Source organism: Shewanella sp. 1CM18E, assembly GCF_023161665.1.
GTDB lineage: Bacteria > Pseudomonadota > Gammaproteobacteria > Enterobacterales > Shewanellaceae > Shewanella.
In genome coordinates, this window is sequence record NZ_JALNTW010000005.1 from 120,949 (window position 1) to 134,393 (window position 13,445).

At 44.7% G+C, this 13,445-nt stretch carries 13 protein-coding genes; 5 read left to right on the top strand and 8 right to left on the bottom strand.

Annotation, left to right across the window (positions count from 1 at the left end; all coding sequences use genetic code 11):
- Positions 1-19 precede the first annotated feature (19 nt).
- The 4 genes from MSG37_RS09360 to MSG37_RS09375 all read left to right on the top strand — a co-directional run bounded on the left by MSG37_RS09360 (position 20) and on the right by MSG37_RS09375 (position 3,665).
- Positions 20-700: a TIGR01621 family pseudouridine synthase gene (locus MSG37_RS09360; RefSeq protein WP_248470365.1), complete on the top strand. Its 681-nt coding sequence runs from the start codon at positions 20-22 to the stop codon at positions 698-700.
- Between the two features lie 201 nt (positions 701-901).
- A complete protein-coding gene (gene coaD / locus MSG37_RS09365) occupies positions 902-1,381 on the top strand; it encodes a pantetheine-phosphate adenylyltransferase (RefSeq protein WP_248470366.1) in 480 nt (159 codons plus the stop codon).
- 6 nt (positions 1,382-1,387) lie between these two features.
- Positions 1,388-2,887, top strand: a complete 1,500-nt coding sequence (locus tag MSG37_RS09370; protein ID WP_248470367.1) for a capsule assembly Wzi family protein — start codon at positions 1,388-1,390, stop codon at positions 2,885-2,887.
- A gap of 112 nt (positions 2,888-2,999) precedes the next feature.
- Entirely contained in the window at positions 3,000-3,665 is a 666-nt protein-coding gene (locus MSG37_RS09375; protein WP_248470368.1) for a VTT domain-containing protein, read from the top strand.
- A gap of 37 nt (positions 3,666-3,702) precedes the next feature.
- Here MSG37_RS09375 and mutM read toward each other — a convergent pair whose 3' ends face one another.
- Together mutM and MSG37_RS09385 are read right to left on the bottom strand one after the other, a co-directional pair.
- Complete coding sequence (mutM, locus tag MSG37_RS09380; RefSeq protein ID WP_248470369.1) at positions 3,703-4,518, bottom strand: bifunctional DNA-formamidopyrimidine glycosylase/DNA-(apurinic or apyrimidinic site) lyase; 816 nt, start codon at positions 4,516-4,518, stop codon at positions 3,703-3,705.
- A gap of 102 nt (positions 4,519-4,620) precedes the next feature.
- The gene (locus tag MSG37_RS09385) at positions 4,621-5,073 is read right to left on the bottom strand and encodes a hypothetical protein (RefSeq protein ID WP_248470370.1); all 453 of its coding nucleotides are present in this window, start codon (positions 5,071-5,073) and stop codon (positions 4,621-4,623) included.
- 760 nt (positions 5,074-5,833) lie between these two features.
- Between MSG37_RS09385 and MSG37_RS09390 the strand changes: the two genes are divergently transcribed.
- Entirely contained in the window at positions 5,834-7,300 is a 1,467-nt protein-coding gene (locus tag MSG37_RS09390) for a hypothetical protein (RefSeq protein ID WP_248470371.1), read from the top strand.
- Between the two features lie 194 nt (positions 7,301-7,494).
- On the opposite strand, the gene moaA is transcribed toward MSG37_RS09390, so the two are convergent.
- The 6 genes from moaA to MSG37_RS09420 are packed head-to-tail and all read right to left on the bottom strand — an operon-like array spanning position 7,495 to position 13,221.
- Positions 7,495-8,481 (bottom strand): GTP 3',8-cyclase MoaA, encoded by a 987-nt coding sequence (gene moaA, locus MSG37_RS09395; RefSeq protein WP_248470372.1) that lies wholly within the window; start codon positions 8,479-8,481, stop codon positions 7,495-7,497.
- 21 nt (positions 8,482-8,502) lie between these two features.
- A complete protein-coding gene (locus MSG37_RS09400; protein WP_248470373.1) occupies positions 8,503-10,302 on the bottom strand; it encodes a bifunctional molybdopterin-guanine dinucleotide biosynthesis adaptor protein MobB/molybdopterin molybdotransferase MoeA in 1,800 nt (599 codons plus the stop codon).
- A gap of 8 nt (positions 10,303-10,310) precedes the next feature.
- Positions 10,311-10,913, bottom strand: a complete 603-nt coding sequence (mobA, locus tag MSG37_RS09405; protein ID WP_248470374.1) for a molybdenum cofactor guanylyltransferase MobA — start codon at positions 10,911-10,913, stop codon at positions 10,311-10,313.
- 51 nt (positions 10,914-10,964) lie between these two features.
- On the bottom strand, positions 10,965-11,699 hold the full coding sequence (locus MSG37_RS09410; RefSeq protein ID WP_248470375.1) for an energy-coupling factor ABC transporter ATP-binding protein: 735 nt from the start codon (positions 11,697-11,699) through the stop codon (positions 10,965-10,967).
- A 5-nt stretch (positions 11,700-11,704) separates the two neighbouring features.
- The gene (locus MSG37_RS09415; RefSeq protein WP_248470376.1) at positions 11,705-12,412 is read right to left on the bottom strand and encodes an ABC transporter permease; all 708 of its coding nucleotides are present in this window, start codon (positions 12,410-12,412) and stop codon (positions 11,705-11,707) included.
- Positions 12,409-13,221 carry a substrate-binding domain-containing protein gene (locus MSG37_RS09420; RefSeq protein WP_248470377.1) on the bottom strand — a complete coding sequence of 271 codons (813 nt, stop codon included), beginning with the start codon at positions 13,219-13,221 and terminating at the stop codon, positions 12,409-12,411. Before MSG37_RS09420 ends, MSG37_RS09415 begins: the two co-directional genes overlap by 4 nt.
- Between the last annotated feature and the right edge of the window lie 224 nt (positions 13,222-13,445).

Consider the following 13,445-nt stretch of genomic DNA (forward strand, 5'->3'; position numbering starts at 1 on the left):
CCGTTAATTTAGGATCCCAATGTACCAAGTCATTGCCGATGAACGCGATTTTATCGTGATAAATAAAGCCGCCGACGTTCACTTTCATAGCCAAGATGGCACTGCTGGTGTGGTGGCACAGGCTGAGTCCGATTTAGGCATTAAGCTATATTCGGTGCATCGACTCGATACATTAACCTCCGGGTTAATTATCTTGGCTAAATCAAGCCAAGCCGCTGCAGAGTTTACTCGCATGTTTTCGGCCCATACAGTGCAGAAGTATTATTTGGCACTAGCCAAAGGCAAACCTAAAAAGAAGCAAGGCTGGGTGATTGGCGATATGGCAAAATCGCGCCGCAGCATGCATAAGCTATTACGTACGACTGAAAACCCAGCGATTACTCAGTTCTTCTCGCACTCGGTCGGAGAAGGTGAGCGTTTATATTTACTCAAGCCTCACAGCGGTAAGACTCATCAGCTACGAGTAGCGCTAGCCAGCATTGGAACGCCAATTTTAGGTGATACCTTATATGGCGGCGCAGCCGCTGACAGGGGGTATTTGCATGCCTATAGTTTGTACTTTGACTACCTAGATCAAATTTATGGCTATACCGTGGCACCTAATTCAGGTGAGATATTTGCCCTGCCAGAAGTGGCTGCACAGCTGAGCGTATGGCACCAGCCCAATGCGCTAACTTGGCCAAGCCTCAAGAAAAGTTAGTCCGTCTCCACAAATAGACAGAATGTTTAGTCGATGTACTATAAGGCTTATGTAGAAGTTAAAATCGACGACTATATCCATTGTAAATCTGCTTTTTCATTCACAAATCCGCCTATAACGAGTAGGATATAGCCCTTAAAAAGCCCTGTAACAGGGCGCTGAGTTTAGTTATCGCTAATTATCATAAGGGCAGATCTTACCGTGCATAAGCGAGCAATATATCCTGGAACATTCGATCCTGTGACCAATGGTCATACAGATCTCATTGAGCGTGCGGCTAATTTATTTGAGCACGTGATTATTGGTATTGCCGCTAACCCTTCTAAGCAGCCAAGATTTAGCTTAGAAAAGCGCGTTGAGTTACTAAAAACAGTTACCGCCCATCTTGATAATGTTGAAGTGGTTGGTTTTAGTGGCTTGTTGGTGGACTTTGCGAAACAGCAAAATGCCAGTGTGTTAGTGCGTGGACTGCGCGCGGTATCTGATTTTGAATACGAATTCCAACTCGCCAATATGAACCGCCGATTAAGCCCAGATCTTGAAAGCGTATTTCTAACTCCAGCTGAAGAAAATTCATTTATCTCCTCAACCTTAGTAAAAGAGGTTGCGCTGCATGGCGGCGATGTAACTCAGTTTGTCCACATTGAAGTGGCCAATGCATTAACGACTAAGGCCAAGTAGTTATCTATGTTGAAGCGTATTCAAAGCAAAACCTTTAAGTGTTTATCAGTCCTTTCAGTAGCATGCTCAAGCCTAGCAACTGCAGCGCCTTGGGTTGATACCTCTGATATTTACTTAAGAGCCGATATCCAAGCGTTAGCAGATGCAGGGGTTATCACAGTACCAGTAAATACTTACCCTTTAATGTGGTCAGGTATTGGCGCTGATTTAGCAAAGGCAGAGCCATCACAGCTAAGTCCTGCTTTGATTGAAGCTTTTTCACGGGTTAATTATTACTACCGTAATGCGGTCGATAATCGCGGTAATGTTAGCGTAAAACTCGCAGCTGGCAGTGATGCCGCGCGCTTTCAACACTTTGGTTCAGATTATCGAGAACAAGGCGAAGCTAGCGCATCTTATGAATACTTAGGTGAGCGCTTTGCTTATAAAGTTTCTGCATCGGCCAATTACGATCCAGAAGATGATGAAGAGTTTCGTTTTGATGACTCTTATCTAGCAATGGCGCTAGGTAACTGGATGTTTACCTTTGGCGCTATTGAGCAATGGTGGGGGCCAAGCTTTGACTCATCATTACATAAATCGAATAACGCGCGTCCAATGCCATCGTTAATGCTTAGCCGTAATAACGCCGCAGCCTTTGAAACGCCTTGGTTATCTTGGCTAGGTCCGTGGACGTTTACCGCTGGGGTAAGCATGTTTGAAGAGGAGCGTTATGCTCCCAATGCGCTATTGTGGAATTTTCGCGGCTCAATTCGTCCGTTTGAACAATTAGAAATGGGCGTATCTTGGACCACGCAGTTTTGCGGTGATGGCCAAGAATGTAGTTGGGATAGCGCATTTAAGTCGATTACGGGGCAAAAAGATTGCCGTGCAGACAATTCAGATGAAGTGGGCTGTTCTAATTATGGTAATCAGATAGCGGGTTACGATATTCGTTTTAGCGACACTTGGTATGATGTGCCGTTCGGCGTGTATTACCAAAGAACCTGTGAAGACTCGAACGGCTCTGCACCTTGGGACATCGCAGATTGCGGCAAGTTATTTGGTGCCGATACACGTTTTAACTTTGACGGCCAGCAATATAAGTTGTTCCTCGAGTACACAGATACCATGGTGTTCTGTGGCGAAGACGAAAACGCTTTCAACTGTTTCTATGAGCACTCAACTTATAAAAGCGGTTCACGTTACTATGGCCGTGCATTAGGTAGCACCTATGACAGCGATGCTAATGTGTATGTATTGGGGTTAATTGGCCAGTTCGCCAATAGCAAAGGCTTTACCTCACTACTGCGTTATGCGCAGTTAAATAAAGATGGTAAGAGCCCGACTCATGGCTGGGCACCGCAACCGCTAAAAGAGGACTTGTTGATGCTAGAGCTTAGCTACCGGATGCCAATTTGGTACGGCATGATGAGCGTTGGCGGCACGGTATCTCAGTCGGAATTTGAGGTGCAAGACAATGATACCAATGCTACGGTATTTGGTACGTACGAATATAAGTTTTAACTCGCTTTAACGATAAAAAAAGCCAACGTTGATACGTTGGCTTTTTTGCTGCTACAGAATGCTATAAAGACTTGGGCAGCTTAGATATTTAAACAATTATTGCGGATTAGATATGCAGCGTTTTGGCAAAATATTATTAATTATTACCGTGGTTTCGCTGGCTATCTACGTGTTTAAGCAGGGCATTTTTAGTTCATTTACTGATACTAATTGGCTGGCAGATTACTTAGCTGAACAGGGCAATAAAGGCCTGCTGGTGTTGTTTTTAGTTGGCGCAGCGTATACCAGTGTTGGTGGCCCAAGGCAGTTTATGGCATTTGCCTTTGGCTTTGCGCTGGGCGGTATAAAAGGCGCGTTAATCGGGAGTTTGTCTGCGTTACTAGGCTGTGTAATCACCTTTTACTTTGCTCGATTTGTTTTTAGAGATAGCTTAAAAAAACGCTTTCAATCTAAGCTCACGAGTTTAGAAAACTTGATTGTGCATCGTACGATTTTAAAGATGATTATGATCCGCATCTTGCCATTGAGCAGTAACTTTTTGACTAACCTAGCAGCGGGTTCAACTCATATTAGTGCTTGGCGCTTTTTCATTGGCAGTGGTATTGGCTTTATTCCGCAAATGATGGTGTTTAGCTTTGCGGGAGCAGGGCTGGGGTTGTCGGATAATACGAGTTTGCTGATTAGCGGCGGGTTATTTGTCTGCGCCTCAATTATCGCATTTTACCTATACAAAACCCGCTTAAGAGAGCAGATAAGCGAGATTATTGAAGAAAAGTAATCTCGCCAACTCAGTATTGTTGATATGTGCTTGCCAGCTATCTTGGCTGGCACAAACTACAAAATACCGTTGCCCGTTGGCCAAGTTTGATTTCACTAAGTAGATGGCCGCACTGAGTACAGGTTTCACCACCGCGACCATATACATGCAGCTTCTGCGCAAAATAACCTGGCTTACCATCGGCATTGGTAAAATCTTTAAGCGTAGTGCCGCCTTGTTTGATTGCGCCAGCAAGGATCTGCTTCACTTCAGCGACTAAAATCTCAATCCGTTCGGCATCGACTTTACCCGCTTCTGCTTGCGGATGAATCCCTGCAGCAAATAGGGCTTCGTTAGCGTAAATATTGCCGACACCCACGACGATATGATTGTCCATTAAACACAGCTTGATGGCCTTTTTCTTATTAGCCAAGCTCTGTAATAGGTAAGGGGCATTAAAGGCATCTGTCAGCGGCTCAGGGCCTAATTTGGCTAATAACGGGTGTGCTTGCTCTGGTAGTTCACACCATAACCAAGCACCAAAGCGTCTTGGGTCGTTGTAGCGTAGTGCTTTACCGCTAGCGAGCACTAAATCGATATGGTCGTGTTTTTCAACTGGGGTTGAGGCAGGCAAAATGCGTAAGCTGCCTGACATGCCCAAATGCACGATAGTCGTACCCGCATCTGTATCAATCAGCAAGTATTTAGCACGGCGACGCACATTACGTATGGTTTGGCCAATAATCTGCTTCGCAATCTCTGGTACCGGCCAGCGCAGTGACGGATTACGGACGATTAAATCGGTGACTTGGTTATCAATTAGGTAAGGTGATACACCTTGGCGAGTGACTTCAACTTCGGGGAGTTCCGGCATTTATTCTCTCTCTTTTTCTTATTGCGTGTTTAGCATAATGTGTCGCACCTGCTGCCGACAACAGCGATGTTCTAGAGTAACGAATACGCTTTTATTTGGGTATTAGTTTACTTGGGCACGAATAATTGGCTTGAGTGCTTCGCGCAGGCTAGGTGGCACTTGATACCAGTTGCCAGCAGGGGATTTTAATAAGCCTTGTTGTTGAAACAACACCCATAGCTGAGCATCATTGAGATCATCCACTTGGATCACCAGTTCAATTGCTTCTTCGGCGGTTTCAGGTTTTTCAGTGAGTGCTGAAATATGCACTTGTTGCCAAGCGTTAGCCCACTCTAAGCAGTTGAGCACTTCGCTGCTGCAACGCCAACCGGATTGGCGTTTCTGCAACCAGAACTCGCCGTATTGCAGTTGCGATAGTGGTGCGGCTTTATCAAACAGAGCCTGAGTTTGCAGTGGTGTTCGTTGACTGTTCTTTTCGATAACAGTCAGCACGGAGATCATCAGCACTGAGGCGACGATGATGATGGTGTTCCACTTTTTACGCGAGAGTGCCATTGTTTGGGTAATTGCTATGTGGATGGTTGTTTTATAAGTGTATCTACAAGTTGGTTTAACCACAAATGGTTGGTTTCAAGCTACCGCTTGGGGCGGTGGGTTAGACGTTGTCTAACAATTGGTTCTTATCAGGCGATGCCTGACTTTAAGCAATCAAGCTGCGCTTGATAAAGGTCGTGAGCTTCCAGCTCACACTCGGGCAAAAGGGGGACAACAGCTTCCCCCTCTTGCATCACCCGAGCCGCCCCGACGAAGTTGTTGATCCTCATACTTATGGATAAATCCCTAGCGCTTCCGATGGGGCATCCTGCCCCGCGAAAGCTAACCCGACATCCCTGTCGGGTTCACGTGATTTATTCCAACGTATTTCGGCAACTTCGATGGGGATCTAGTGTTTTCTGTAACCTTTGAGTTGCTGTTGGTTTTGCATTTTCTATGGCTAACTGTGAAAGCTAAGAATTGTGCTTTTCTAACCCCGTGTAGATACGGCCGTGACCGTCCATGACATGGACGTCATGGCCGAGCCTCCAGGGATGGACTTGCAGCGTGTCACGGAAGTGTCTGCACATACGCCGGCTGCAGGCCATTAGTTACACTTGATAGATATAGTGACCAATTACGATAATTTAGAGCCAGAAATGGCTGCTGTTATAGCCTTTAAAACTGGGAGGGAGATGTGTTGATAAAGTTAAGATTAATTAATGTACTTTTCAAGGTAATAGTTTATATTCAATAGCTTATGGTTGATTGGGACTGCAAAATGAAATTTTCAAGACAAGTAAAAAAAGTAAAGAGTTTAATTCGTGGTTACGATGCGGTTGACTTGCTTGATGCGTTATATCGCTATATGAATGCAGAAGTCTCAAACGACCTAGAGAGGTTAAATAGGCATCCTTGGATAATCATGTTGATCGCGAAATGGAACTTGTTGGAGAATCGAGTGAATCCTGATTATGCCAAAGTTTTGAGGAACAATGAGTTTAATAATATTTTATCAATGACATATGATTTAGGAAATTTGGTGAAAATGCCAGGTGAAGGTAGCCACTACAGGAACTTTATGCGAAATATGGCATATCAGCAGTTTATGTATCAGAAAACCTTATCTACAACTATTCTAGGTTCAAATCAGCTTCTATTTTCTAGCCTTCCTGAAAACAACAGGTTAAAGACGAGATTTCGAGAAATTACTGATTTAGATATTAAAACTTTTAGCCAATGTGTTCTGGTCATATCTACTGCATTTGAAACTAGCAAGTCTATAACAGTAGATACTTTTGAACCTATATTTGATGCTGTTGATAGAAATAATTTAGAAAAAACTTTGAATCTGTTGTCTGTTGAGTTGCATAAGGTCAAAGGCATTCTTCAAAGTGTTGATTGCTCGAATGGTACATACTCTGAATGGTATGAGCAAACGCCATTTTTAAAGTTTCCAATCGTGAGGCAAGACGGAAGATACACTTGTATGAATAAATTTATCCTAATAAGGTGTATTGAGGGGTATATATATGATTTATTAAAAAGCGATAACTCCCAATGGTTTATGGATAACTTTGGTAAGATTTTTGAAAGCTACCTAAAGAATGGTCTGGATTATTCAAAGTCAGTGTATGTTGAAGAAACTGCGATAAAAATTGGGCTTCCTCGGAATACTAATGTTGTGGACTTTGTGATTAAAGAAGATGGTTGTAACGTATTTATTGATGCTAAAGGCGTTGAGTTGCCATATCTCGGAAAAGTTTCTGACGATGCCAAGGTGATTTTGGGGAAAGTGAAATCGAGTGCCTTAAAAGCAATTAAACAGGCTAATGTTTTAAACGATCATATAAGATCTAATGGTTCTGACTCAGTTGAGTATCAAAATACGAATTACTTATTGGTTGTCACGTATAGGGAGCTTTATTTAGGGAATGGCATTGAGTTTTATGAGTCGATAGCGAAAAAAAATATTGATGATATCTTCAATGGTATTGATGAACGTTCAAAGATTCCGCTAGAAAATACATATTTTCTAAATATCGAAGAATTTGATCTCATGTGTTCTGTGGTTCAATCTACTGAGCTTACATTTGCACAAATTATTGAGCACGCTAAAAAAGATGACAGGATGGCAGAAACTAGGAAATTTGATTTTTTACAGCACTTAAATAGTCTTGATGTGAATTTATTAAGGCCTGACTACCTACATGCTCCAATCCAAGAGCTGACAGATTATTTGCGTTAAGTATCCTTACAACTCATGTAAGAGTAATTTTTGCTCATTAATTTAAAATTGCAAAATATCAATAAAACAAAACCCGACATTACGTCGGGTTTTATGTATTTAGCGTACAGCTAGCTCCAAGCTAACAGTTAACGACTGTGGTAACAGAAATCACCGTAGCAAACCAAGCGAAGAAGTAACTGTTCAAGCAACAGTTAACCGCCCGTTGCGTTCATAAAACGTAGGATCTGTGTTTCCCCATTTGGGTCAAAATGGTGTTCTTTTGGCTTGTGCTGGATGCCGTCTAGAATCGCTGTCTTGAGCTTTTCAATGTCGCCGGGGAATTCACGCAAGATGGCTTTTAAATCTACCGAATTTTCATTGCCTAAACACAATAATAATTTGCCTTCTACGGTGACGCGGACGCGGTTGCATTCGTGGCAGAAGTTGTTGCTGTGAGGCGAGATAAATCCAACGTGGATGTCGCTGCCGGGCATGGTGAAGTAGCGCGCTGGGCCACCTGTACGGCGGTCAGACTGGATAAGCGGGTAACGTTCGCTGATGATGTCTTGAATTTCTTTGCTGCTGCAATGGCGACTGCGTTTACGCTCATCAATCACGCCTAATGGCATCTCTTCGATAAAGGCGATATCTAGGTCGCGTTCGCGGCAAAACTCGATTAAATCTAAAACTTCATCATCGTTCTGACCACGCAAAATCACCGCGTTGATCTTAATCTTCTTAAAACCTGCGGCAATGGCGGCGTCGATGCCGGCAATCACGCGGTCGACTTTACCGTTACGGGTTAAGCTGGTGAATAAGTCTGGCTTTAAGGTGTCGAGACTAATATTGAGGCGGTTTAAACCTGAGTCATGCATCTCTGCGGCAAAACGGGTTAAACGTGAGCCGTTGGTGGTCATCGACAACTCTTCAAGCCCCGGCAGTTTGCCTAGTAGTTTGACCAATTGATCACAGTCGGTGCGCACCAGTGGCTCACCGCCAGTTAGGCGAATTTTCTTTACGCCTAACTCAGTAAAGGCTTGAGCGACCCAGGCTAGTTCTTCAAGGCTAAGTACATGGTCTTTGCCTAAAAAGCACGGGTCTTCTGTCATGCAATATACGCAGCGAAAATCGCAGCGGTCAGTGACTGAAAGGCGCAGGTACTCTACCGTGCGACCAAAAGTGTCAACGATCAAACTCATACTGGCTACCTACAAAACCTCTTAAAGGAGGTCGGCAAAAGGTTGAATATAAACTGTGTCACCTGGATTTAACTGATCATCTTTCTCGCCAATGACGATGAGACAGTTTCCTTTTACCATTGAGCTAAGCATCCCTGAGCCCTGAGCACCGGTTGTGGTTACATGTAACTTGCCGTCTGCCGCTAGGTGGTACACGCCGCGAGTAAACTCGGTGCGGCCTGTGCGGCTACGTAGCGGTTTGTCGGTAATCGCTGGCACCATGGTGTGGCTCCAGTTTTGCTCGCCGGCAAGCTTACGAATGGCTGGCTGAACAAATTGCAGGAACGACACCATTACTGCCACTGGGTTACCCGGTAAACCGAAGAATAAGCTATCGTCGATTTGACCAAAGGCTAGCGGGCGACCCGGACGCATGTTGATGCGCCAGAAGTTAATTTGGCCAACTTGTTCAAGCACTGTCTTGATGTAGTCGGCATCGCCAACTGATACGCCGCCTGAACTGATCACGATGTCAGCTTGTGCTGCGCCATCTTTTAACGCTTGCGCTAGTGCAGCTTCTGAATCTTGAATAATGCCTAAGTCGATGACTTCACAACCTAGCTTTTTCGCCATTGATTTAATGGTGTAGCGGTTTGAGTCAAAAATGCAGTTAGCTTTGAGTGGTTCGCCAGGTTGGCAAACTTCATCACCAGTTGAGAACACGGCAACCACAGGGCGCTTAAATACAGGTAGCTCGCCAAAACCTAATGAGGCCAGTAAGCCTTGCTCTGCGGCATGTAAACGTGAATGTGCTGCAAGTGCGGTTGCGCCTTGAGCGATGTCTTCACCTGCTAAACGGATATGTTGTCCAACGTTTAGCTCACCTTCAAAGCTAACAGCGCCGTTTTGCTCGTTGGCAAGCTCGCGCAGTTGAATGGTGTCTGCGCCTGCTGGTACTGGCGCGCCAGTCATAATGCGCACAGCTTCACCGGCTTGCAGAGTGCTGTTGTAAGCGTGGCCTGCCATGACTTCGCCAACCATCTTGTAGGATGCATCGGCGCTGTCGCTTAGCTTAAAGGCGTAACCGTCCATCGCTGAATTGGTGTGCTGCGGTACATCTAAAGGTGAAATGGCATCGCTGGCTAATACGCGGTTTTCTAACTCGTCCAGATCAACCACTTCGATGGCAGTAACCGGTTTAACGTAAGATAAAATCTTATCAATACCCTGGCGCACAGACAGAGTCGTACTGGTATCTAATTCACAACCACAAGTTGGCGCCATTGGTAGATCAACTGGGCAAGGCTGCCATGCGGCAATGTACTCGCCTACGTAATCAGCAATTTGCTCAATGTTGTTAATGTCTAGACGGCGCAGTTCGCTTGGTAATTCTGTGTCATCACAGCAGGCAATGGCTTGAATGTTGTCATCGTGAGTGTGGATGAAAGGTTTGCCATGAGCGGCGCGGTGCAGTTCAATCTTTGGCAGTTCGAGCTTTTTAAAGCCTTCAACGAGAACGATATCAACCTTGTCGGCTTCAATCTGCTTGAGCAAATGCGGTAATTCTGGGTCGCCATCTTTGGCGTCTTCGGTCATTAATGCCCAGCGAACATGCGAGGCAACTAGCATCTGTTTGGCGCCAGCTTTGCGCATTTCGTAGCTGTCTTTACCGGGAATATCGACGTCGAAATTATGATGAGCATGCTTGATGACTGCGAGTCGCACACCGCGGCGATTAAGCTCTGGGATTAATTGCTTTAATAATGTGGTCTTGCCTGTGCCGCTGTAGGCACAGAATCCGAGAACTGGAATAGGTAACGGATTAGTAAAAGGTATGCTCATTTACACCTCTAGTGATGTTCTTCATTAGCTATGGCATCGCCTAGCTGCTGTTTTTGTTCTGGTGTGTTTACGTTTACAAACGCATTGGGCTGATCAGAAAACTCAGCAACAACATAGTGGTGTTTGGCATACCAAAAGTCGATTTTGCGTTCGCCAGCATCTAAAAATGCTTTCATTGATTCACGTAAACTCGGCTTGAGCAACATGACTACTGGTTGCTCGCGCTTACCGTCGCTTGCTACTGCAAGTTCCGCATCTTCAGCCGTTAATTTTGCTAGCATTCTAGCGACTAAATCAGTTGGTAACAGTGGGCAATCGCAAGGAACGACTAATAAATATTCTGCATCAGTCTCGCTCATTGCGGTGATCATACCGGCAAGCGGGCCTAAATAGCCGCTATCTTGATCACTGAACACCTTAAAACCGAACTCAGAATAACGGTTTTGGTTACGATTTGCGTTGATCAGGATCTCCTTAACTTGAGGTTTTATCCTATCAATCGCATGTTTAATCATTGGCTGATCTCTCAGCTCAACTAAACCTTTATCGTTACCGCCCATGCGTCTGGCCATACCGCCTGCCAAGATTACCGCATCAACTTGTGCTGCCATCACTGTTACCCTATTGTTTATTACTATTTTTTGCTAAAAATGAACTAGGTATTAGCCAACCGATACGTTCAATGTAGCTGAAATTTGGCTACTGGTATCATCTGTGTGCGTATATTCGTTCATATAATCGGTGGTTACGGTTTTATTGTTTACCAGCCAAGCATGATCGCATACTTGAGTTAACAAACAAGTCTGATGGCTACTTATTAGCATGCCTGTGCCCTGTTGTTTTAAGTCGACGATCATTTGCAGCACTAATTGCTGCGAGTGTTTATCCATATTAGAAGTCGGTTCATCCAACATTAATAGCTTAGGCTGAATAATCCAAGCTCTAGCAATGGCTAAACGCTGCTTCTCACCACCAGATAAGCTTGATGCCGCTTGGGTTAGCAAGTGACGCAGCTGTGCTTTGTCAATTGCTTGCTCAGTACGGGCTTTTAGCTGCTCTTTATCTGTGGTTAAAAACCTAAGCGGATAGGATAGGTTATACATCACACTGCCTTCAAACAGGTAGGGATGCTGGTGTAAATACAGGGCTTTACCGGTAATCGACTTGCTACGCCACCAAGGAGCAATGGCAAAGCCTTCGGCGTATATCGTCCCTTCGGTGGGTTGATTAAAGCCTGCAAGCAGCTTCATCAGCGTGGTTTTACCGCAGCCGTTATCACCTTGTAGGTGAATGACTTTGTTTTGTTCAAATACCAGTTTATCGGCGCTAAAAAGATGTTTATCTTCAAAGCGCATCTCGATATTTTTGGCAATGATTTTTGCTGTGTTAGTGGCCATTGTTGTTAATGACTCCTTGGCTCGGCTTTGCCTCTAAGCGTACCTAAAGCAAAGTTCAAAATGAGCGCCAATACGAGTAACACTAAGCCAAGCGCGATAGCTTGAGCAAAATCCCCTTTACTGGTTTCTAGTGCAATCGCAGTGGGAATATTACGGGTCACACCTGCAATGTTACCGCCGACCATCATCGAGCAACCTATTTCAGTCAAAATACGACTAAAGGCAGCTACAATCGCTAATAATAGCGGCACTTTCAGCTCTCTACATACCGCCCAAATAGCACTCATAGCAGGTGCGCCTAAGGTGCGAGAGGTTTCCCAAGCGCGGCGATCAACGCTAGTAAATGCAGCTTGGCTCATCGCTACGAGTACAGGTGCACAAATTAGCATTTGGCCAAGAATCATACCTTGTTGGGTGAATAGCCACTTTAAATCCCCTAGAGGCCCCATACGGGTAAGTAGCAAATAGACCAACAGGCCGATTACAACGGTGGGGATAGATTGCAGTGTTTGGATAAGGTTGGTGACTAACCAGCGGCCGGGAAAACGCGTAAAGGCCAAGAGAAAGCCCAATACCATAGATGGCAACAGCGTGATCGCTAATGCCGCAAATGATACTGCAAAAGAAACGGAAATAATGGACCACACTTCGGGGTCCAATGAAAACAGCAGGCTTAATGCCTGCTGTATAAGGGCTAACCAGCCTTCACTCATTCGCTATATGTTGCCTTGAACAATTGTTCTCCCTGAACCTTGTAATTATTGATCATGCCTTGCGCTTCAGCGCTGATCAGCCAGTCACTTAGTGCTTTAGCACCTTTGTGATTTAGCGTTGGGTACTTGCTATCGCTGATTAGGATGATTTGGTACGGGTTAGCTAGAGCTGGGCCGCCATCGAAATCAACTGCTAGGTCTATTTTACCTGAATAAGCAACGAAAGTACCACGGTCAGATAGTGTATAAGCCTCTAATTCACTAGCCATTAATAGTGTTTTGCCCATACCTTGACCAACTGCTGTGTAGCCTTTGAAGTCTGGAGTAATATTAGCGTTTTTCCATACAAGTAGTTCTTTCATGTTGGTGCCTGAGTTGTCACCACGAGAAATGAAAGGCACGCCTGATTTAGCGATTTTTGCAAACGCTTCTTCAGCAGTTTTGCTTGAGCGGATTTTAGCTGGGTCGTTCTTCGGACCTAGAACAACGAAATCGTTTTCCATAATGCCACGTGGTAGACGGCCGTAACCTTCTTCAACGAATTTAGCTTCAGCGCCTGGAGCGTGAGTCATTACAACATCAACGTCGCCTTGACGAGCAAGTTTTAGTGCCTTACCTGTACCAGTAGCAATCACTTGTACTTTGTAGCCAGATTCCTCTTCAAACTTAGGTAGTAGGTTCTTTAGTAGGCCTGAGTTTTCAGTGCTGGTAGTGGTAGCAAGTTTAATTACTTCAGTTGCTTGCACTGGCATGCCAACAAACAGTGCTGCGGTAACCGCAAGACCAATAGCGCGTTTAAGGTTTAACATTTTAGCTCCTATGGAAAATAAAATAGACCTCTCGATACCTGAGGGTCTGAACAAAATCGAATACCCCCGTTAAAAGCAAGTTTGATGCCAGACTGTGATCGGTTTATTTCAGTTCACACTAGTGTTTTATGCTGTGATCTAGATCGCATTGATGACAGAAAAAGCACAGACATTATGTCCCAATGTCGCGATTATATGGTTCATAGTGACCTATTTAGACTAGT